The following is a 21973-nucleotide window of genomic DNA, read 5'->3' as shown; positions in this document are numbered from 1 at the left end:
TCAATTAATGAAAGAATAGAAAATGAAAATAGCCGTATTACTAAGTGGGGGCGTGGATAGTTCTTATACCGCTTATAGCTTAAAAGAAGAAGGGCATGAGTTAGTGGGGATTTATTTAAAACTCCATGCGAGTGAAAAAAAACATGACTTATACATTAAAAACGCTCAAAAAGCATGCGAGTTTTTAGGCATTCCTTTAGAAGTTTTAGACTTTCAAAAGGATTTTAAAAGTGCGGTTTATGATGCGTTTATCTCAGCTTATGAAAAAGGACAAACCCCTAATCCATGTGCTTTATGCAACCCTTTAATGAAGTTTGGACTAGCCCTAGATTACGCTCTAAAATTAGGGTGTGAAAAAATCGCTACCGGACATTATGCGAGAGTTAAAGAAATAGATAAAGTCAGTTACATTCAAGAAGCCTTTGACAAGTCTAAAGACCAAAGCTATTTTTTATACGCTTTAAGTCATGAAGTGATTGCTAAATTAGTGTTTCCTTTAGGGGGTTTGTTAAAAAATGATATTAAGCCTTTAGCTTTGAATGCGATGCCTTTTTTAGGCACTTTAGAGACCTATAAGGAATCTCAAGAAATTTGTTTTGTAGAAAAAAGTTACATTGATACTTTAAAACAACATGTTGAGGTGGATAAAGAGGGTGTAGTCAAGAATTTACAAGGCGAAGTCATCGGCTCGCATAAAGGCTATATGCAATACACTATCGGCAAACGCAAAGGTTTTAACATCAAGGGGGCATTAGAACCGCATTTTGTCCTTAAGATTGACGCTAAGAATAACGAGCTAGTTGTGGGCAAAAAAGAAGATTTAGCCACGCATTTTCTCAAAGCCACTAACAAATCCTTGATGAAAGATTTTAAAAGTGGCGAATATTTAGTGAAAGCTCGTTATAGAAGTGTGCCTACTAGAGCGTTCGTAAGTTTAAAGGACGAAATCATTGAAGTGGAATTTAAAGAGCCTTTGTATGGCGTGGCAAGCGGACAAGCTTTGGTAATCTATCAAGATGATGTGGTGCTTGGTGGGGGCGTGATTATTTAAGCCCCTTTGATTTTTTAGGCTCTGTTGAGATTGAATTGATAGGCTGTTTCGTTTTTAAAGCGTAAAAATTCATTCAAAATAAGCAAAACTTGACTTTAAGATTTTTCTTCTGTTTTGTTAAAAACCATTTTTTAAGGGAGCTTTTAAAGTCTCTTGTGCTTGGAACACTGTTTATTAAAACGAGTTTATCGCTTTTAAAAACGCTTCACATAAACTCACATTCTGACCCCCTTTGCTTCAAATAAGACAACAAAAAAGCCCTAATCACAAGCTCAAACACTTACAAAGTTATTGCCTGCTACACAATGTTGGCTCTTATATGATTTGATTTAAAAACGCTTGGCATTTCTATTTTTTAGCTTAATTTACTCTTGCTTAAAATTTTCCAAGCTAGGAAATCCATGCGAATCTAAGTAGATATTTTTGATTAAAACCCTTTCATCGCTAGAGATTAAGGGCTTTGGATAGGAAATTTTAGAACGCCCTTTGGCTAGAATAGCTAGAACTTTTGTGTTTAATGCCATAGTCTCATTTAAAAATGCCATTTGTCTAGTTAATTCGCTTAAAAATTCTATACTCAAGGTCTTTAGAGTATGCTCATAATTCGCTAGGATTAGGGCTTGCTTTTCTTTATTGCCCTTAGTGTTTTTTAACTCTTTGTCTCGCTCTATTAGGGCGTTTTGATAGCGGAGTTGCAATTGATTAACGCATGATTTTAAATGTTTCTTGTCGCATAAAAATTGCGATTTTAAAGTCTCTAGGCGTTTTTCTAGGGGCAAAAAAGTTTTTAGGGCGTCTTCTTTGGCTTGAATTTGATTTTTAAGCTCATTGTGGAATTTTTTCAAACGCAAGGCTTGGTAAGCTTGAAAATGATTGTTGACTAAAGCATTGTATTCCAAAGTCTTGTTATGAGATTTTTCATTTTGGATTTGATTTTCTAAAATCTGTTCGCACAAGACTTTTAAAGCACTCATTAAATCTAATTGCGAGAGCAAATTAGCTGTTTTAGGCTCTTTGAGTAAGAAAAGAGCGTTCTTTTGCTCTTGGACTTCTAGGGAATTTGTAGCTTCTTTTAGGGTTTTAACACCGCTTAAATAGGGGCAATGCTCTTGTAGAAAATGCATTTTAAACGCTTCTCTTGAGCGTTCTTGCTCCACACTCTCTTTCAAGCGTTTTTCTAAGGCTTGTAATTTTTCTAATTCTAAATCGCTTTGTTTTAACAAAGGATTAATATCCATAAGGCGGATTTGACTCGCATTCAAAAACCGCCTTTGACTTCCTAGAGTGCTGTTAGCCTTTTTGATTTCTGCAAGCTGGTTTTGATTGTTTAAAAGCATATTTTGATAGACATTCAAACTTTCAGTGAGTTTATAGAGCATGTTAGCAAGCTGTTCGTTAGAGCGTGCGAGCTTGGTATTTGCTTGGGAATCAAAAGTCATCATGATTTGTGCGTTTGAAAAAGCAAGAAAAATGATTGCTATTAAAATCCAAAAAAGTTTCACTCAATTATCTTTATATTGGGGTTTTGATAGCATTATTTTACTGATTTTTACTTGCTAAAAGCACACAAACTCGTTGCTTTAAGATAGAATAAGAAATTTTATTTCATTTTTGGAGTGCATGTGGAATTAAGTTATTACGAGATATTAGAAGTAGAGCGACACAGCAATCAAGAGACCATTAAAAAATCCTATAGGAAGCTCGCTTTAAAATACCACCCCGATAGAAATGCCGGCGATAAAGAAGCCGAAGAAAAATTCAAGCTCATTAACGAAGCGTATGGGGTATTGAGCGATGAAAACAAACGAGCCTTATACGATAGGTATGGTAAAGAAGGCTTGGGACAAGGGGGCTTTTCTCAAGGCGGTTTTTCGGATATTTTTGAAGATTTAGGCTCTATTTTTGAAAGTGCTTTTGGGTTTAGCACTGGGGGAGCTAAAAAACAAAAGAGCCGCATTGAGCCTGATTTCTTACAAGAAATTGAATTAAGCTTTAAAGAAGCCATAGGGGGCTGTAAGAAAAAAATTAAGGTTCAATACCAAAGCGTTTGTGAAGTTTGTGATGGCACAGGAGCTAAAGATAAAGCTTTAGAGACTTGTAAGCAATGTAATGGACAAGGGCAAGTGTTTATGCGTCAAGGTTTTATGAGCATTGCTAGAACTTGTGGGGCTTGTAAGGGGGCGGGTAAGACTATCAAAACCCCATGTCAAGCGTGTAAGGGCAAGACCTATACTCTTAAGAATGAAGAAATTGAAGTGCCAATTCCTGAGGGCATTGACAATCAAAACCGCATGGTTATTCAGAATAAAGGTAATGAATATATAAAGGGTAGAAGGGGGGATTTGTATTTAGAAGCCAGAGTGAAAGAAGATGAGCATTTTAAACGACAAGGCTGTGATTTAATCATTGAAGCTCCGGTCTTTTTCACCACTATTGCTTTAGGGCATACGATTAAAGTGCCGTCTTTAAAGGGCGAATTAGAATTAAACATTCCTAGAAACGCTACAGACAAGCAAACTTTTGCGTTTAAAAATGAAGGCGTGAAAGACCCCCAAAGCTCTTATAGGGGGAGCTTAATCGTAGTATTAAAAGTGATTTATCCTAAAGATTTGAGTAATGAGCAACAAGAATTACTAGAAAAATTGCATGCAAGTTTTGGCTATGAAAGCGAACCGCATAGAAGCGTTTTAGAAACTTGTATTTCTAAATTTAAGGACTGGTTTAAATAAAGGTTTATTATGCATGATTTTCTAAAAGCCCTTAAAAACGCTTTTCCTTATACCATTTCTATCATGTTAGGGTATTTGCTTATGGGAATGACTTTTGGGGTGCTTTTAGTCCAGCATGGCTATGATTATAAAATCGCATTATTTATGGCGTTATTCATCTATGCTGGGGCGGGTCAGTTTGTGGCTATCACGCTTTTAAGCACACAATCAAGCTTGATGAATGTTGTTATTGTTACCTTGTTAGTGAATGCGAGACAAACTTGTTATGCCCTTTCTATGCTAGATAAATTTAAAAACACCAAATGGCGTTTGCCTTATTTAGCCCATGCACTCACTGATGAAACCTTTGCCTTATTAAATTTGTATGAGCCTAAGAAGGGGGTTAATGAAAAAGACTTTATTTTTAGTATTTCCTTACTCAACCATTCTTACTGGATTTTTGGTTCGTTAATGGGGTCGTTAATGGGGTCGCATTTTTCCTTTGACACTCAAGGCATGGGTTTTGTGATGACAGCGATTTTTATCGTGCTGTTTATGGAGCAATACAAACGCACCACTAACCATAAAAACGCATGGCTAGGAATTATCATCGCTATTATTTGTTTAGCTCTCTTTGGGGCTAAATACTTTTTATTATTCGCTTTGGTTTTAATGGTGCTTGTTCTCATTCTTTTTAGAAAGAAATTAGAATGTTAGATTACTCTGCACTCATCATTCTTGTGGTTATGCTTACGACTTATTTCACTCGCATTTGGCCGTTTATGGTGTTTAATTCCAAAAATCCACCGAATGATTTTGTGCGTTATTTGGGTAGGGCATTGTCAAGCTCAGTTATAGGCATGCTAGTTATTTATTGCTTTAAAGACACTCAAATTTTACAACCCCCTTATGGAATCAATGAAATCATCGCTCTTGTGTCAGTGGTATTCTTACACCAAGTTTTTAAGGTGTTTGTTTTAAGCATCACAATACCCACCATTCTCTATATGTTTTTAACCCAAAGTCAAGTGTTAGAAAAGGCTTTTTTTAATCTCTAAGTAATGTTTTTGTTGTTCTTGCTTCACTTTTTTGACCATTGGACTGATTGTTTTAAACTACAGAGCCTTAAAATATTCATCTTGTTTTTTGTTGAATTCTTTTTCAATCAAAGTGATTTCTTTAATTCAAGGTTTGGTTTTTAGGATTATCGTTTATTTTTTAAATTTCGCATTGTGGTGTTCTTATTTCTCAATTTTGTTTGGTTTAAAATAGTGTCTTTAAGAAAGAGTTTTTGGGTAAAATAACGCCTACCCCCTAAGTTTTAAGAGAGCTTTAGGGGGTGAAATTCCACTTTTAGGAGCTTACTGTGAAAAATCATAGTAAACACTCTTGGAAAGAAGTATACCTAAAAATTAGTTTTTTAGGTTTAAAGTTTAGTTTAAGGATTAAACGCTAATTTTTCAAAGAGTTGCCCCCTAAATTAGGGGGTTTATCCTTAAAGTTGGAAATCTGCTTATTTTTTATTTTTTGTTGAGTTCGTTTTCAATGAGAGCGATTTCTTCATGATTTAATCCATAAAGTTGATAAACTAGCTTATCAATTTCTTGTTCTAAATTTGAAGTGTCTTTATTTTTTTGTTTATCTTTTAAAATCTGTTCCACACAATCAGTAATTCTTTGAGCATATTCTTGGTTTTCTTTGGTGATTTTAGGAATAGGTAAGCGTTCTATATAAATACTAAAACCACGCAAAGCCTTATTCCCTAATTGTGCTGAAATAAAAGAATAGTAATAGCCGATTGTCTTAGAATTTAAAATGCCTAGCAAGTATCTATTATTTGTATTGAGAAAATATGCTGTATTTGTTAAAGTATAACTATCATCTAATGTAAAACTAAGTTCTGTAGCAATATCAGGATACACAATTTTTTCTCTCTCAAACTCCCTTACATACGCACAATTCCTTAGATTATAGGGGGTGTTGCCCTTATCGGTGCGTTTAACTAATGCGTCATAGTGTTGGTCTAAATAGGCTTTCAAGCTAGGGTAATTTTCAATCTCTATGGGTGGCACTTTCACGCCATTATGCGTGTAACCATTATGCGTGTGTATCACATAAAGATTATCCCACTCATACGCATACCTTTTAATATCTCTCCCCCTTAAGACTTTTTTAATCAATTTATCGGTATTAGCCTTTTCATCTTCACTCTTTACTGCGTTTAAAATCCTTGCTCGTGTTTTTTCATCAATAATAAAAGCTTGGTTAAATCCTGTCTTTATGCCGTAGTTGATTTGTATGTCCCATTCTTTTAAAGGTGTTCCTAATTTTTCAATCTTAGCCTTTAAGTTTAAAAGCGAATGGTTAGCAAAAATAAAGCTTTCAGCACTCAATGAATTTTGTTGTATCCATTGATAAGGGGCGTTTTTTAAATCATTATTTTTGGGTTCAACATATTTTAAAGCGCTATTTTCTCTCTGGGGGGGGGGGGGGTAACTTGCTGAAGTTCATAATACTTGTATCTACAATGGCATTTTCAAAGACTTTTAAAGCGTTCAATTCGGTGTAGCTAGTCAGTGTGGTGTATTTGAGCAAAAACTCTCTTAATTGCGTGCCGTATTTAGCTCTTGTATATTTGTTAGAAGTAATGAAAGAACAAAGCCCATTAGGTTTTAGAATGTTAAAAGCAAGGGCAAAAAAGTAGGTGTAAATATCAGCGATGGCGTTGTAAAAATTGATTCTATCTAAGGATTTATCTCTTTTTTTAATTTCTATTTTTTCGTATTGCTTTTTTAAAAGGGGTTTTAAGTCTTTGATTTGCTCTTGCCTAATATAAGGCGGATTTCCTATAATCAAATCAAAGCCCTTAAAGTTGCCTAGATTATCCAAAACTTCGCTAAATTCAAACCGCCATTCAAAAGCGTTAGTGTATTGTGTGTTTTCATTTTGCAAGTTGTTATAGGCTTTTAGGACATAGTTATTAAAATGCTCGGTTGCCATAATTTTATCGCAACTATCTAGCTTGGGGTAAGGCACATAGTCGTTAAAAAGATTTTCACTCGCCATTTTCTTTTCTAACACTATGGCTTCTAGTTCTATAGTGTTATGGTTACTCTCTTCTAAGATACGCCTACCATAAAGCTTTAAATGCTCTCTTAAAACCTTTATAAAAACTTTATAGCTCTCTAAGGATTTCATTAGGTCGTTTTTAAAAAAGTTCTTGATTTCTTTTATTTCATTATCCAAATCTCTCTTGGTCTTGTTTAAAAATTGAGCGGTTTTATAGTCATTTACTAGCTTTTTATACTCATTGATTTTATACTTAATATTTTGATTGGTAATTTCTCTATCAAATCTAAACCTAGAAATAAGCGAATTACCACCTTTAATGTTAATATCAATATTAGGCAAGGTTTGTAGGCGTTTGGTATTAGTGCCATTTTCAAAAATGTAGTAGCTGGTTTTTAAGAGTTCAATCCATAGGCGTAATTTAGTGATTTCACAAGAATTAGGGTTAATGTCTACTCCAAAAAGGCAATTTTCTATCAAAGATTTTTTAAGCTCAAAAAGTTCTTTTTGAATTTCATGGTAAGGGTCGTCTTTATGGCTTGGTGTGCTGTAAGAAAAAACCTTATCATCAACTAAAATCACAATTTCATCATTAATTAATTCTAGTTTGTGTCTGTATAGCGATTTAATAAGCCCTAATTCAAACGCCATTTTGATGAGTTCATTGAGTGCTGAGACGAGAAAATGCCCACTCCCTACAGAAGGGTCGCAAATCTTAAGTTCTAAAAGCGTGTTTAGGTATTCTTGGTGTTTAGTCTCATTATAATTTTTATCTATAAAAGTTCTTAAATCACTTAGTTTTTGGCATTCTATTTGATACTTGTTATTGAATTTATCCAAGACAATTTGTGTGATACTCTCTTCGCACATAAAATTTGTAATCAAGCTTGGAGTATAAAAACTCCCCTCTTTATAACCATTAAGCTTTTCAAAGACTAGCCCTAAGACGCTAGGGTTAATCAGCAAATCATAATTGATTTTAGTGTTGTCTCTTATGTCTTTAGGGGTGGTGGTAAAATCATAGGCATTAAGGAAGTTGAATAAATATTCTAATAAGTTTAATGTGGTAGTATCTTTTAATTCTTTTTTAAGAATGGATTTAGAATGAAGTTCTAAGGGCTTGTTAGCTAAAAGCCTAATGAGTTTTCCCTCTTCTTCAAGCTTTATCTTATCAAACAAGCTGGAGTTTAAATAAGGGATTTTTTCTAAAACACTTCTTTTGTATTCAAATGCTAGGTTTCTTTCATTTTCTTTCTTGGCTAACACTTCAAAAAAGAGTGTGTTTAGGGCGTTAAAATCTTTAAAATTCTCTATGCTTAAAAAAGGTTTTTCAAAATGTTTAAAAGAGATTAAAAGGCTTTCTAAAAGGCGTAAAAACAAAATGCGGTTATTCCAGCAAATGAGTAATTGCATGACTTTTTCGTCATCTAAATGATTGTATTGCTCTTTTAAAGCATGGCTTAGAGAGTTAGGGGTATTACTTATTTTGATTAAGATTTTTCCTTGTTCAATCACTTCTTTTAACCCTAAAATATAGAGCAATTCAGCATAAAAGCTCTTGTTTAGAATATTGCTATCTATTTGCTTTCTTTCTTTGAGTAAGAAACTAGGAGCTAGGGCTTGATAAATGGTGGTAAGTTTGTCTTTGGCTAAGTTGATATAGTAATACTTTAAAGCAAAGTCTAGCTCTTCTAAACGCTTTTTACAAAGTTGATAAAATTCTTTGGTGCTAGTGTCATTACCCTTTTTATCATCACAATTTTTAAAGGCTTTTTGAACTTCTTTGTCTTTGTTAAAAATCTCAAATTCGTTCGCATCAATGATATAAAGCTCATTGATAGTAGCTAGAATGATATGCTTAATGTTGTTATTACACTCTTTTCTTTCTTTGAGATAGTATAAAATACTTTGATGTAACGCCTTGCAATTCAAATCACCATTCTTAACAAACTCATTTTTATTGCTAGGCTTTTTAAACTCAATAATGACTTCTACTTTTTTATCATCATTATAGATAGCACTATCTGTATTATTTTTGGTGTTTACTTTGTAATTAAAGGCGTTTTTTAGAAAATCATTGAAATCGTTCTTTTGGTGTTCCTCGCTCTCTTCTTTATCTGTTTCTAGAAAAGTATTTAAATGCCCCTCAAAGGTTTTTAGCTCTTCCTTGCTTTTGGGGTTTGAATGTGAAAATTCTAGTAAGGTATAGGTCATGCTAGTTCTTTACATCGCTTAAAAACACATGCCTTAAAAGTTCAGCACTGCTAATAAAAGCGTTTTTTAAGATAGCACTCTTATAGCTATAATGTTCTTCAATCCTAGCGACTTCGCCCACAAACACTCCTGCTCCAAAAATCCCATCTAATCCGCTTGTCATCACTTTATCGCCTATTTTAATCTCCGCACTTGGGGCGATAAACTCCACGACTAATTCTTGCTTGAAATTAGCCCTTGTAAAACCTAGCACTTTATGTTCGCCTATCATCACGCTATATGCACATTGTTTATGGGCGTTCAAATACCCTTTCAAACGCCCTTTTTCTAGCATAGCAATCCCTATGGCTTTGTTATTAGATACAAGACCATAAATCTTATTTTCTTCTAAGTTCATAATAGGATTGAGATAAATGCTATGCGTGTTTTCTAATGAAGCAAATGATGTCATAAACGAGAGGGTATAGATGATGGTTGGCTCTTTGTTATCCAAAGTATACACCGCCCTCAAACGCTCTTTTAAATCAGCGTTTTCTAGCTTCAAAGCTTCTAAAACCAGGCGTTCTTTTTGAAAATCCCTAATGTTTTGAGCTTGGAAAAAATAAGCTTGGATAGTGTCAAACAGGCTGTTTTTAGCCCCTACTACGACCCTTTTAATGGTGTCGCTCATATAAAGAGAGCTACCCTTAATGTCTAAAAAATAAAGTGCGATAAAAATTCCTAAAAGCCAAAGGAACTTAGAATAAAACCGCATTGAAGCTATTCGCTAAAACCTACACGACTGAGTAAATCCAAATCTTCTATGGCTTTTCCTGTGCCTTTAGCCACCGCCAATAAGGGTTCTTCGCCCACATATACAGGAAGCTTGACCATATCGCTTAAATACTTGTCTAAGCCCTTAATCAAAGCCCCACCGCCTGTTAGCACCACTCCGTTTTGCACAATATCTCTGGCTAAATCCGGTTTAACCTCTTCAAGCACACTTCTTAAGGCGCTAGAGATTTCTCTGATTTGGTCTTTAATGGCCTCAAAAACATCATCAGAAGTCAATTCAATGGTGTGTAATAGCCCGCTCACTTGGTCTCTTCCAGAAACTTCCATAGTGAGCACTGGCTCTAGCTTAACCGCACAACCGATTTCAATCTTAATCTCTTCGCCGGTGCGTTCACCTATAAGCAAATTGAATTTTTTGCGGATATAATCCACAATGCTTTGGTCTAGCTTATCCCCAGCGACTCTAATACTTTTAGATAGCACTAACCCACCCAAACTAATCACGCCAATTTCAGTTGTGCCTCCACCTATATCTACAATGAGACTTCCTTGTGGTTCTTTAACCGGCAAACCCGCTCCAATAGCAGCAGCCATAGGCTCTTCAATCAAAAAGACTTCTCTTGCCCCAGCACTTAAAGCACTCTCTTTAACCGCATTCCTTTCTACGCTTGTCAAGCCATAAGGCACGCATACCATAATGCGTGGGCGAATCCAAGATTTGCGTTTGTGTGCCTTTTCAATAAAGTAACGAATCATTTTTGCAGTAATATCATAATCTGCAATCACGCCATCTTTCATAGGGCGAATCGCTCTGATGCCATTAGGGGTTTTACCCAACATCTCTTTAGCATCGCTTCCTACCGCTAGAACATCATAAGCTTTAGAGTCAAATATCCCCATACGCACCGCTACAATAGAAGGCTCATTAATAATAATGCCCTGCCCTTTGACTAACACAATCGTATTAGCCGTGCCTAAATCTATGGCTATGTCATGCGAAAACAGACCGATTAACTTGCTAAAAATCATGCCCTTTATCCCTTAACTATAAATTTTCTCTCACGCATTCTTTATGGAAGAATCTTAGAATGTGTTTTAGTGATAATAACAGGCTCAGCCTGTTTTGAAACACAATCTTTAGTGATACGCACTTCAGTTCCCTTAAGCTTGGGTAAATCAAACATAATATCCAAACAAAAATCTTCAATAATCGCTCTCAAACCCCTAGCCCCGGTTTTACGCTCTAAAGCTAGTTTAGCGATTTCTTGAATGGCCTCTCTTTCAAAAACCAAATCCACTTCATCCATTTTAAAAAGTTGCTGGTATTGCTTAATCAAAGCGTTTTTAGGCTTTTGTAAAATCTCAACCATAGCTTCTAAACTAATGCTATCTAAAGTGCTTAAAACATGCAAACGACCGATGAGTTCAGGAATAAGCCCATAATTGACCAAGTCATGGGTTTGTGCTAAATGCAAGATTTCTTCTTGCTCTTTTTTACTCATTTTTTCTTGAGTGAAACCTAACACATTTTGGGTGGTGCGTTTTTTAATGATTTCAGCTAGTCCATCAAACGCCCCTGCACAAATGAATAAAATATCGCTTGTGTCAATTTGAATGAAATTGCCTTCAGGGTGTTTCCTACCGCCTTTGGGGGGGATATTCACCACAGAGCCTTCAATGATTTTTAACAACGCTTGCTGGACGCCTTCGCCAGAAACATCTCTTGTAATGGAGCGGTTTTCTGATAGACGGCTAATCTTGTCAATTTCATCAATAAAAACAATGCCTTTTTGGGCTTTTTGAATGTTCCAATCGCTCGCTTGCAGCAATCTTGTAAGGATATTTTCCACATCTTCGCCCACATAACCCGCTTCAGTGAGACTGGTCGCATCACTAATAGCTATAGGAATATCCAAATGCTTCGCCAAAGTCTGTGCCATTAAAGTCTTGCCTGAGCCTGTAGGTCCAATCAATAAGATATTAGACTTACTCAACTCCACTTCTTCTAAATGCTCCAGCTCTAAATCGCTAGCCTGTTTTTGTAGCCTTTCTTTAAAAGACAAGCGTTTATAATGGTTATACACCGCTACAGAAAAGACCTTTTTAGCTTGCTCTTGTCCTATCACATAGTTATCCAAAACCGCCTTAAGCTCTTTAGGAGCTGGAATATGAGAGAAAAAAGGCTCTTCTTCGCTCGCTTCTATTTTTTTCTTATCCTTTTTGAGCGTTAATGAAGTATCGTATTTGTGCAGCTCTTCATACATCACATCTATACAATATTCACACACGCACACATCTTTATTGAGATTGCTCGCAAAGATAATCCTACGCCTTTTTGAATCGCTTGATTCAGGTTTTTTACAAAAGCTACAATAAAGCGTTTCGTTCATTTCAATCCTCTTGTTTTTCTTCGCTATTTGGTGCGTATTCGCTAGGCTTATACGCCACGCCCCTTTTGCTTTCTAAAATAAAAGAGCAAATTTCTTTTACGATAGGGTTATTTGGATGCTCTTCTAACTCTAATTTAGCACTTTCTCGTATGGAAGGAACAGGGCGTAATAACCTCTTGTAAAGTGCATTGATAAAATCAATGTCCTTACTCTCTAACAATTGACGCATTCTGTGGCGGTTCAAGCCCTTAATAAAAGCACGATTACCCTCTACCATGCAATAAGGTGGCACATCTTTACCTAAAGCACTCTTGCCCGCTATCATAGAGCCTTTAGCAATACGAGTGAATTGATGGATAGCTGTAAGCCCACCGATATTGACATAATCGCCCACTTCAACATGCCCTGCTAAAGTTACGCCATTAGCCAAAATACAATGGCTTTTTATCACACAATCATGGGCTACATGCACATAGGCCATAAGCAAGTTTTTATCGCCAATAACGGTTTTAGAAATACCCCCTTCAGTGCCGGGATTTATCATACAAAATTCACGGATTAAATTGTCTTCGCCAATGATAAGCTCGCTGTATTCACCATGGTATTTCAAGTCTTGAGGCTGAGTGCCAAGCACTGCAAAAGGAAAAATCTCTGTATTTTTACCGATGAAAGTATGCCCTTGTAAAGTTACATTATTATGAAGTTTTACGCCATCATGCAACTTGACATGACTACCGATAACACAAAACTCTCCAATTTCTACGCCCTCGCCAATTTCAGCCCCAGAAGAAACAATTGCTGTTTTTGCAATCTTATTCATTGTTTAATTTCTCTCAGCAATCATGGCTTTTAACTCTGCTTCAGCCACCACCTTGCCATCTACTTGAGCCGTGCCACCCACTTGCCAAATCATGCCCTTGTGTTTCAACACTTCTAAATGGTATTCTAATCTATCACCTGGCACTACAGGAATGCGGAATTTGACTTTATCAATAGTCATAAAATACACAATCTTTGTTTTTGCCATTTCAGGGTCAAACCCCCACAAACTTGTGAAGGCTAAAAATCCCCCACTTTGTGCCATGCCTTCTACGATTAAAACGCCTGGAAAAATAGGCTTGTTAGGAAAATGTCCGTTAAACACATCTTCATTAAACGAAATATTCTTATAAGCAACGATATTTTTATATGGCTGTAAATCCACTACTCTATCTATTAATAGCATAGGGTAGCGATGCGGTAAAATCTGTAAAATATGCTCAATAGAAAAATGAGAATCCAAATTGTGATTGTTTTGCTCCATAGTCAAAGTAAACTCCTTAGCTTCAAATTTTTATGAGTGCGTTCCATTCATTACGAACATTCAATACATTATATATATTTAGGTTGTTAAAATGAACCGGCATTATATCATATAAAACTGCCACTGCCATACGGACTTCAAAGTCAAATCTTAAAAAAGGCTTAAATTAGCTCAAGCGTTGCCACTAGCGTCCACTTCATTGTGATGGCTTAAAATATTCTCTCTCAAGTGATAATGGGGGTATTTGTTAGAATCTAGCACCACTTGCCCCATAAGCTGCTTGTCAAAATTGAACACCAAAGGGGCTAGGTAATTCACCGTAGAAAGCTCAATGGGCATTTGAACCACCATAATATTAGCAATTAGCACATTCTTTGCCTCTTCTAGCTCCAAAAGGATTTTTAAAGGAGTAGGCACTTCAAACTCATATTTTCTTAGGGCGAAAGGATTTACAAGCGTAAAAGATACAGGGGCGTTATCTTCTGCATTACTCAAACGCAAAAAGATTTCATCAATCTTTTGTAATTCCATTTTATGAATGGTCTCAAACCCCAAAATAGGCACTTTTACATCAAAAAGCATAGGCGATTACATTTCCCTTAAAGACACGATTTTTCTTAAAAACACTCAACAGCTCGAACGCCACCCTTTAAGAAAAAGTGCTAATTATTTTATTGAAATCAAACCGCCATTATATCAAAAACCTTTTGTAAAATCAATTTTTGCTAGTTTTAGATATAATCCTAAAAAATTAAAATCTTACAAGATAGGTGGCATGAAAACCTTTAAACAACTTCTTTTTATCGTCATAGTAGCCATAATTATAGGTAGTGGCTGTGCTGGCAGCAAGAAAAAAAAGAATGAATACAACAAACCCGCCATATTTTGGTATCAGGGAATTTTACGAGAAATCCTTTTTGCTAATTTAGAGACAGCTGATAATTACTATTCGTCCTTGCAGAGTGAGCATATTAACTCCCCCCTTGTTCCAGAAGCGATGTTAGCCTTAGGGCAAGCCCACATGAAAAAGAAAGAATATGTCTTGGCGTCTTTTTATTTTGATGAATACATCAAACGCTTTGGAACTGAAAAAAATGTGGATTATTTGACTTTCTTAAAACTCCAGTCGCATTATTACGCTTTCAAAAACCACTCCAAAGACCAAGAATTTATCTCTAATGCTATCGGAAGTTTGGGCGATTTCATAGAAAAATACCCTAACAGCCGCTACCGCCCCTATGTAGAATACATGCAAATCAAATTTATTTTGGGGCAGAATGAACTCAATCGTGCCATTGCAAATGTCTATAAAAAACGCCATAAACCTGAAGGCGTAAAACGCTATTTAGAAAGGGTAGATGAGACTTTAGAAAAAGAAACTAAACCTAAGCCATCACACATGCCTTGGTATGTATTTATTTTTGACTGGTAGGATTAGAGCATTTTGGAATTTTAAAACAACGATAAAGAGATGAATATGACTGAAGATTTTCCTAAAATTCTGCCCCTAGTGGTGGAAGAAGACACTTTTTTATACCCCTTTATGATAGCCCCCATTTTTTTACAAAATGATGCGAGCATCAGGGCAGCAACGCATGCTAAGGACAATAATTCATTAGTCTTTGTTGCATGCCAAAAAGAAAAAGTATCTACCAATGAAGCCCCTTATTATGATGTGGGAGTGATTGCAAGCATTATGCGTAAAACGAATATGCCTAATGGGCGTGTGAAATTGCTCCTTAATGGTATCGCTAAAGGTCGTATTGTAAGCATAGCCAGAGAGCATGCTGAAGGGTTTTTAGAAGCTCAAATAAGCCCCATTGAGTATTTAGAATACAACACAGAAAATATCCAAGCTATCGTAGAAGTTTTGAAAGAAAAAGTTACCACTCTAGCCAATGTTAGCTCATTCTTTCCCCCTGATTTGATTAAAGCCTTAGAAGATAATGACGACCCCAATCGTATCGCTGATTTAGTGGCAGCGGCATTGCATCTCAAAAAAGAGCAAGCCTACCATCTTTTTGCCAGCAATAACACCGAGCAACGCTTATTAGATTTAATTGATATTATCATAGAAGAGACCAAGACCCAAAAGCTCCAAAAAGAGATTAAAAACAAAGTCCATAAGAAAATGGAGCAAGTCAATAAGGAGTATTTTCTCAAAGAGCAACTCAAACAAATCCAAAAAGAGCTTGGCACAGACAAACAACGAGATGAAGATTTAAACCAATATTATCAAAAGCTAGAAAGCATTAAGCCTTTCTTAAAAGAAGAAGCTTTTAAAGAAATCAAAAAACAAATTGATAGATTGAGTAGAACCCATGTAGATAGCTCTGATAGCGCGACCTTACAAAACTATATAGAGACTATGTTAGATGTGCCTTTTGGTCAATATGAAAAAAAGGCTCTCAATATCAAACATGTTAAAGAGCAATTAGACAGCGACCACTATTCATTAAAAAGACCCAAAGAGCGTATTGTAGAATACTTTGCCACCATGCAACTTTTAGAAATGCGTCAAAATCAAGATAAAAACAAGGAAGAGAAAAAAGACAAAGCCAAAGGCACGATTCTATGTTTTTACGGGCCTCCGGGCGTGGGTAAAACAAGCTTAGCTAATTCTATTGCTAAAGCCATAGAACGCCCACTAGTAAGAATCGCCTTAGGGGGCTTAGAAGATGTGAATGAATTAAGGGGACATAGACGCACCTACTTAGGCTCAATGCCTGGGCGCATTGTGCAAGGACTCATTGAGGCTAAAAAGATGAATCCGGTTATCGTTTTAGATGAAATTGACAAAGTGGATAGAAGTGTTAGGGGCGATCCAGCGAGTGCTTTATTAGAGATTTTAGACCCTGAACAAAATGTCGCTTTTAGGGATAATTATGCGAATTTTAGCATTGATTTATCGCAAGTGATTTTTATCGCCACAGCTAATGATATTTATAATATTCCAGCTCCTTTGAGAGATAGAATGGAATTTATCAGCGTATCAAGCTACACCCCTAATGAAAAAGAAGAAATCGCTAAAAACTATCTCATTCCCCAAGAATTAGAAAAGCACGCCCTAAAGCCCAGCGAAGTAAATATTAGCGATGAATGTTTGAAGCTCATTATTGAAAAATACACTAGAGAAGCAGGCGTTAGAGATTTACGCAGACAAATCGCTACACTTATGCGTAAAGTCGCTCTAAAATACCTAGAAGATAGCGAAAATGAGCCTAAAATTTCTAAAAAATCTAAAGGGCGCCCCAAAAAAGATGCGTTAGATAAAAATGAGAAAAACACAGACAAAACAAATTCTGACAAAAAGCTTTCACCTTTTTGTGTCTCTATCACGCCTAAAAACATTAAAGACTATTTAGAACGCATGGTGTTTGAAATTGACCCCATAGATGAAGAAAATAAAATCGGCGTTATCAATGGCTTAGCATGGACTCCAGTGGGTGGTGATGTGCTTAAAATTGAAGCGATTAAAATTAGGGGTAAGGGCGAATTAAAGCTTACCGGAAGTTTAGGCGATGTGATGAAAGAATCCGCTCTTATTGCCTTTTCTGTTATCAAGGTCTTGCTTGATGAAGAGAAGTTAAAAGCCCCTAAAATTGCTAGCGAGACCTTTAAAGATGAGAAAGGCAAGAAAAAGAAAAAATCGCTTAAAGTTTATAACGCTTATGATTTGCATGTGCATGTGCCTGAAGGGGCTACACCTAAAGATGGCCCAAGTGCTGGAATTGCTATGGCAAGTGTCATTGCGAGCATTTTATGCGATAGAAAAGCAAGAAGTGATATCGCTATGACAGGCGAATTGACACTAAGCGGGGAAGTCTTACCTATAGGGGGGCTGAAAGAAAAGTTGATTGCCGCTTTTAAAGCCGGCATTAAAACCGCTCTAATTCCTGTCAAAAATTACGAGAGAGATTTAGATGAAATCCCCACTGAAGTGCGTAATAACCTAGAAATTATCGCTGTTAAAAATGTCATAGAAGTGTTAGAAAAAACCTTACTTTAAAGAAAAGAGAATGCAAGCAGGAATTATTGGCTTAGGACTTATGGGTGGAAGCTTAGGCTTAGATTTACAAGAATTAGGCTATTTTAGAAATATTTTAGGCTATGATTCTAATGCTTTGCACGCCCAGCAAGCCTTGACTTTAGGGCTTGTAGATGAGTGCGTAGAATTTGAAAAAATCCTAGAATGCGATGTGATTTTTTTAGCCATTCCGGTTGAGGGCATTATTCTTTGCTTGCAAAAAATGACTTCTATTAAAGAAGAAGCGACTATTATTGATTTGGGCGGAGCTAAGCATAACATCGTTAAAAGCGTTCCACAGATTATTCGTAAGAATTTCATCGCCGCACACCCCATGTGTGGGACAGAATTTTATGGCCCTAAAGCAAGCGTCAAAGGGCTGTATGAAAACGCCCTTGTCATTTTATGTGATTTAGAAGATTCAGGAGCTCATCAAGTTAAACTCGCTAAAGAAATTTTTTTAGGCATAAAAGCTCGCTTAGTTAAAATGAAGTCTAGCGAGCATGACGCTCACACCGCTTACATCAGCCATTTACCCCATGTCTTAAGCTATGCCTTAGCTAATAGTGTGTTAAAACAAAAAAACCCAGAGACCATTCTTTCTTTAGCAGGTGGGGGCTTTAGAGATATGAGCAGAATCTCTAAAAGTTCGCCCTTAATGTGGAAAGATATTTTCAAGCAAAACAGAGACAATATCTTAGAAGCCATTGAAAAATGCGAAACAGAGATAACTCAAGTTAAGACTTGGATTAAAAACAACGATGATGAAAGCTTAGAAAAATGGATGGCACAAGCTAACAAGCTCCAAGAGTTTATGTGAAAATAAATGTAACATAGGCTATACACACTACTTTAAACAATACCTTAAAAGGAAACATCAAATGAGTGCTAGTATCAACGCAAAAATTTCAGAAGTTACCAATTTCATTTGGCAAGTAGCCGATAAGTTTTTATATTCTAGGGGGTTTCAAAAAACAGATTATAGAGATGTGATTTTACCTATGACTTTAATTGCTAGGTTAGATAGCGCCTTGAAATGCGCTTGTTTTAATCAAGGAACTTGCAAAAATTGTAAAACCGAACAAACTATCTCAAATTACAAAGACCAACAATTAAATAATGATGAAATCCATAGGCGACTACTAGATAAACAGACTACTTTCTACAATCTCTCTGGCTTAGTTTTAAAAGATATTGCTAAAGAGAAGAACGAAACCATTAAAGATACATTTAAAACCTATTTAGAGGGCTTTTCTCTCAATGTGCAAAATATTTTAGATAATTTTGATGGCACTAAAAGAAAATGGAAAGGCTCTATTGAAACTTTAGATAAAAACAACAATTTAGGGGGCGTGATAAGTTTTTTTATCAATGACATTGATTTGAGCATACAAAACTTAGACAACCATTGCATGGGTACGATTTTTGAAGAACTTTTAAGAAGATTTAACGAAGAAGAAAATGCAGAAAGCGGTCAGCACTACACCCTAAGAGACGCTATAGAGCTTATGGCTCAAATTGCTATCAATCCTTTGTTAGATAACTTTGAAAATCGTAAATACAGCATTTATGATGGGGCTTGTGGAACTTTAGGAATGGCAACCATTGGGGCTAACAAGCTTTTAGAAATCGCTCAAGCTAAAAATATTACAGACTTAGCAGGGTATTTAGAGCTTTATGGACAAGAAGTAGAAAGCTCTACTTGTGCTATCGCACAAACTGACTTACTCTTAAGCGATTTTAAGGGTAAAATAGAGCATGCAAACACACTCATTGATGATAAATTCCCCCACTCTACATTTGATTTTATGCTTTCTAATCCCCCCTTTGGCGTAAGCTTTGCCGAAGATGCCAAGCATTACAATTTTGAAACTGATTTTCGTTTTAAAAAAATTTTAGATGAAGAAGAAGTCTCACTTCTACCTAGCAAAAGCGATTCGCAATTTTTATTCTTACTCAATAATATCTCTAAAATGTTTGACAACAACAATACCAGCCGTATTGTAGAAGTGCATAATGGCTCGGTGCTTTTTAGTGGCGATGCTCTTAGTGGCGAGAGCAACACAAGACGCTATTTAATAGAACAAGATTTTTTAGAAACTATCATCGCTCTACCTAAAAACATGTTTTATAACACCGGCATTAACACCTATCTATGGATACTCACTAACCATAAAGAAGACAAAAGAAAGCATAAAATCCAGCTCATTGACGCTAGAGAAATTTATTCCAAACGCAATAAAAATCTAGGCACCAAAAACGCCGAATTTAGCCACGCTAACCAACAAGAGATTTTAAAACTCTACAATGATTTTTTAGAGCAAGAAAATTCTAAAATTTTTGATAACACAGATTTTGGCTATCTCAAAGTAACTATCAATCGCCCCTTAAGATTAAGCGTGCATCTTAATAACCAAACATTTACACAATTTAAAGACGCCTTAAATAACAAGCCCTTAAAAGCTTTAAATGAGCTAACCCCCTTAACAAAAATCTTAGAAACTTTTCTTACAGATACCCCCTATAAGGATTTTAACGCCTTTAAATTAGAGTTTAACAAACTCGCTAAAGCCCATAAATTAAAGCAAAATGTAAAAACCTTAGAAAAACACAAAGATTTAAGCGCCATTTTATTTAAAATTGATGAAAACGCTCAAATTGTGCTAGATGATAAAAACAACAAAATAGCCGACCCTAATTTAAAAGAAAGCGAAAAAATCCCCCTAAACTATGATAAAAGCTTAAACATTCCTACCCCCTTAAACCTAAAAGATAAAGAGCATATTCGCATTTTAGAAACTTTAATAAAAAGCTATCTTAACGCAGAAATTCTGCCCTATAATAGCGATGCTTATTATGATAGCACGCTAAAAGACAGCCTTAAATTAGGTTATGAAATCAATTTTAATAAAATCTTTTACACGCAAGAAAACACAGAAAGCCTAGAAACTCTAGCCTTACAACTTAAAGATTTAGAACAAGAAATTGCGTTGCAATTAAAAGAAATTTTAGAGGGGGCTAGTTAATGCCAAAACCTTTAAAAAATTTAAAAAATACGCTTAATGATTATCTAGGGGAATTGCCTAAACATTGGGGGGTTAGTAGGTTATTGAATATTGAGTATGTTCGTGGTGTAACATATAGTAGCTTAGATGAAATAAATGGGGATAATGGACATAGAATTTTAAGGGCTAATAATATTTCACTTAATGGGGGTTTGAATTTTGACAACATTAAAACCATCTCCTTTCAATCAAAGGTTAAGGAAACCCAAAAGCTAAAAAAAGATGATATTTTCATGTGTGTAGCAAGTGGCAGTATGGAAAATCTTGGAAAAGTTGCCTACATTGAAAAAGATTTAAATTATTATTTTGGGGCTTTTATGAGTGTATTACGCATTCATAATAAAAACATAAGTTCTAAATACATTTTCTATTACTTAAAGAGTTCAAATTTTAGAGAATTTTTAGACTTAAGCACTTCATCAACAACTATCAACAATTTAAACATGGAAACCATAAAATCCCTTAAAATCCCCCTACCCCCCTTAAAAGAGCAAGAAAAAATCGCAGAGTATTTAGATAAAAAAGTATCTGGTATTGACAAAAGCTTACAAACCACCAAAACCCTAAAAGAAAAGCTTAAAAGCCTTAAAAACGCTCTCATTACAGAATGTGTAACTAAAGGCTTAGACAAACACACAACCTATCAAAACACCCCCATAGACTATCTAAAAGAAATCCCTAAACATTGGGGGGTAAAGAAATTAAAACATGTTATTTTATCTTTAACGACAGGTTTAAACCCAAGAAATTATTTTACTTTTGATACACCCGATGCAACAAACTTTTTTATCACTATCCATGAATTAAAAAATGGAAAAATCACTCCAAATGAAACAACTTGTAAAATCAATAATGAAGCCTTGAAGCTCTGCAACAAGAGAGCCAAGCTAGAAGTAAATGATATTTTATTTTCGGGTAAAGGAACAATAGGCGAAGTAGCTGTGATTGACAAAGAACCAAAAAATTGGTGTATCAACGAGGCTATCTATGCTATAAAGCCTAACTTATCTTTAATTGCCCCTTATTTCTTATATTATGTTTTACAATCTCAAGTTATTAAAGAACAATGCTTTAATAATTCATTTAGTAATACGATTACCAATTTAATTATGAGTAATTTAAAAAATTTTGTTTTACCCCTACCCCCCTTAAAAGAGCAAGAAAAAATCGCAGAATATTTAGATAAAGAAGTTTCAAAAATTGACACCCTTTCTAATACCTTAAGCCAACTAGAAAACACCCTTAAAGCTTTCAAAAAAGCTTTGATTAGCGATTGTGTTTTGGGGAAGAAGGAAATCAAATAAAATCAGCTATTTTATTTTAAAACAACATGGTAAAAAGCTTTATTTTATTCTATAATAAGACATTCTAT

At 35.4% G+C, this 21973-nt stretch carries 16 protein-coding genes and 1 pseudogene; 9 read left to right on the top strand and 8 right to left on the bottom strand.

What is annotated here, in order from left to right; genetic code table 11:
• The first annotated feature begins 22 nt into the window (after positions 1-22).
• Positions 23-1051 carry a tRNA 2-thiouridine(34) synthase MnmA gene (gene mnmA / locus HCD_RS04900; RefSeq protein WP_014659483.1) on the top strand — a complete coding sequence of 343 codons (1029 nt, stop codon included), beginning with the start codon at positions 23-25 and terminating at the stop codon, positions 1049-1051.
• A gap of 365 nt (positions 1052-1416) precedes the next feature.
• On the opposite strand, the gene HCD_RS04895 is transcribed toward mnmA, so the two are convergent.
• On the bottom strand, positions 1417-2493 hold the full coding sequence (locus HCD_RS04895) for a hypothetical protein (protein ID WP_041594909.1): 1077 nt from the start codon (positions 2491-2493) through the stop codon (positions 1417-1419).
• Positions 2494-2673: 180 nt separating this feature from the next.
• Between HCD_RS04895 and dnaJ the strand changes: the two genes are divergently transcribed.
• From dnaJ to HCD_RS04880, 3 genes are read left to right on the top strand one after another with little or no spacing between them, the layout of a single operon-like run.
• Entirely contained in the window at positions 2674-3780 is a 1107-nt protein-coding gene (dnaJ, locus tag HCD_RS04890) for a molecular chaperone DnaJ (protein WP_014659481.1), read from the top strand.
• Positions 3781-3789: 9 nt separating this feature from the next.
• Positions 3790-4476, top strand: coding sequence for an azaleucine resistance protein AzlC (azlC, locus tag HCD_RS04885; RefSeq protein ID WP_014659480.1), 687 nt, complete (start codon positions 3790-3792; stop codon positions 4474-4476).
• Positions 4470-4817: a branched-chain amino acid transporter permease gene (locus HCD_RS04880; RefSeq protein ID WP_014659479.1), complete on the top strand. Its 348-nt coding sequence runs from the start codon at positions 4470-4472 to the stop codon at positions 4815-4817. The genes azlC and HCD_RS04880 overlap by 7 nt, the downstream gene beginning before the upstream one ends.
• A 462-nt stretch (positions 4818-5279) precedes the next feature.
• Here the strand turns inward: HCD_RS04880 and HCD_RS04875 are convergent.
• The 7 genes and pseudogenes from HCD_RS04875 to fliW form a co-directional block, all read right to left on the bottom strand.
• A pseudogene (locus tag HCD_RS04875) lies at positions 5280-9042 on the bottom strand (DUF7149 domain-containing protein).
• A 1-nt stretch (position 9043) separates the two neighbouring features.
• Positions 9044-9796 carry a rod shape-determining protein MreC gene (mreC, locus tag HCD_RS04870; RefSeq protein WP_014659478.1) on the bottom strand — a complete coding sequence of 251 codons (753 nt, stop codon included), beginning with the start codon at positions 9794-9796 and terminating at the stop codon, positions 9044-9046.
• 5 nt (positions 9797-9801) lie between these two features.
• Positions 9802-10845, bottom strand: a complete 1044-nt coding sequence (locus HCD_RS04865; protein WP_014659477.1) for a rod shape-determining protein — start codon at positions 10843-10845, stop codon at positions 9802-9804.
• Positions 10846-10886: 41 nt separating this feature from the next.
• Complete coding sequence (gene clpX, locus HCD_RS04860) at positions 10887-12206, bottom strand: ATP-dependent protease ATP-binding subunit ClpX (protein WP_014659476.1); 1320 nt, start codon at positions 12204-12206, stop codon at positions 10887-10889.
• A 1-nt stretch (position 12207) separates the two neighbouring features.
• Positions 12208-13026: an acyl-ACP--UDP-N-acetylglucosamine O-acyltransferase gene (gene lpxA, locus HCD_RS04855; protein WP_014659475.1), complete on the bottom strand. Its 819-nt coding sequence runs from the start codon at positions 13024-13026 to the stop codon at positions 12208-12210.
• 3 nt (positions 13027-13029) lie between these two features.
• Entirely contained in the window at positions 13030-13509 is a 480-nt protein-coding gene (gene fabZ / locus HCD_RS04850) for a 3-hydroxyacyl-ACP dehydratase FabZ (protein WP_014659474.1), read from the bottom strand.
• A 171-nt stretch (positions 13510-13680) separates the two neighbouring features.
• A complete protein-coding gene (fliW, locus tag HCD_RS04845; RefSeq protein ID WP_041594827.1) occupies positions 13681-14091 on the bottom strand; it encodes a flagellar assembly protein FliW in 411 nt (136 codons plus the stop codon).
• Between the two features lie 193 nt (positions 14092-14284).
• Between fliW and HCD_RS04840 the strand changes: the two genes are divergently transcribed.
• The 5 genes from HCD_RS04840 to HCD_RS08765 all read left to right on the top strand — a co-directional run bounded on the left by HCD_RS04840 (position 14285) and on the right by HCD_RS08765 (position 21905).
• On the top strand, positions 14285-14941 hold the full coding sequence (locus tag HCD_RS04840) for an outer membrane protein assembly factor BamD (protein ID WP_041594908.1): 657 nt from the start codon (positions 14285-14287) through the stop codon (positions 14939-14941).
• Between the two features lie 39 nt (positions 14942-14980).
• Positions 14981-17518, top strand: coding sequence for an endopeptidase La (gene lon, locus HCD_RS04835; RefSeq protein WP_411269447.1), 2538 nt, complete (start codon positions 14981-14983; stop codon positions 17516-17518).
• Positions 17519-17528: 10 nt separating this feature from the next.
• Entirely contained in the window at positions 17529-18356 is an 828-nt protein-coding gene (locus HCD_RS04830; protein WP_014659470.1) for a prephenate dehydrogenase, read from the top strand.
• A gap of 61 nt (positions 18357-18417) precedes the next feature.
• On the top strand, positions 18418-20562 hold the full coding sequence (locus tag HCD_RS04825) for a class I SAM-dependent DNA methyltransferase (protein ID WP_014659469.1): 2145 nt from the start codon (positions 18418-18420) through the stop codon (positions 20560-20562).
• Complete coding sequence (locus tag HCD_RS08765; RefSeq protein WP_014659468.1) at positions 20562-21905, top strand: restriction endonuclease subunit S; 1344 nt, start codon at positions 20562-20564, stop codon at positions 21903-21905. Before HCD_RS04825 ends, HCD_RS08765 begins: the two co-directional genes overlap by 1 nt.
• Positions 21906-21973: the final 68 nt, after the last annotated feature.

Origin of the sequence: Helicobacter cetorum MIT 99-5656, from assembly GCF_000259275.1 — a bacterium.
In the GTDB taxonomy this organism is placed as follows: Bacteria; Campylobacterota; Campylobacteria; order Campylobacterales; family Helicobacteraceae; genus Helicobacter; species Helicobacter cetorum.
This window is presented reverse-complemented; position numbering and strand designations above follow the sequence as displayed.

Coding starts and splice junctions, on each gene's coding strand:
- mnmA (WP_014659483.1), top strand. CDS start 23: ATGAAAATAGCCGTATTACTAAGTGGGGGCGTGGATAGTTCTTATACC.
- HCD_RS04895 (WP_041594909.1), bottom strand. CDS start 2,493: ATGATGACTTTTGATTCCCAAGCAAATACCAAGCTCGCACGCTCTAAC.
- azlC (WP_014659480.1), top strand. CDS start 3,790: ATGCATGATTTTCTAAAAGCCCTTAAAAACGCTTTTCCTTATACCATT.
- HCD_RS04880 (WP_014659479.1), top strand. CDS start 4,470: ATGTTAGATTACTCTGCACTCATCATTCTTGTGGTTATGCTTACGACT.
- mreC (WP_014659478.1), bottom strand. CDS start 9,796: ATGCGGTTTTATTCTAAGTTCCTTTGGCTTTTAGGAATTTTTATCGCA.
- HCD_RS04865 (WP_014659477.1), bottom strand. CDS start 10,845: ATGATTTTTAGCAAGTTAATCGGTCTGTTTTCGCATGACATAGCCATA.
- clpX (WP_014659476.1), bottom strand. CDS start 12,206: ATGAACGAAACGCTTTATTGTAGCTTTTGTAAAAAACCTGAATCAAGC.
- lpxA (WP_014659475.1), bottom strand. CDS start 13,026: ATGAATAAGATTGCAAAAACAGCAATTGTTTCTTCTGGGGCTGAAATT.
- fabZ (WP_014659474.1), bottom strand. CDS start 13,509: ATGGAGCAAAACAATCACAATTTGGATTCTCATTTTTCTATTGAGCAT.
- fliW (WP_041594827.1), bottom strand. CDS start 14,091: ATGCTTTTTGATGTAAAAGTGCCTATTTTGGGGTTTGAGACCATTCAT.
- HCD_RS04840 (WP_041594908.1), top strand. CDS start 14,285: ATGAAAACCTTTAAACAACTTCTTTTTATCGTCATAGTAGCCATAATT.
- lon (WP_411269447.1), top strand. CDS start 14,981: ATGAATATGACTGAAGATTTTCCTAAAATTCTGCCCCTAGTGGTGGAA.
- HCD_RS04830 (WP_014659470.1), top strand. CDS start 17,529: ATGCAAGCAGGAATTATTGGCTTAGGACTTATGGGTGGAAGCTTAGGC.
- HCD_RS04825 (WP_014659469.1), top strand. CDS start 18,418: ATGAGTGCTAGTATCAACGCAAAAATTTCAGAAGTTACCAATTTCATT.
- HCD_RS08765 (WP_014659468.1), top strand. CDS start 20,562: ATGCCAAAACCTTTAAAAAATTTAAAAAATACGCTTAATGATTATCTA.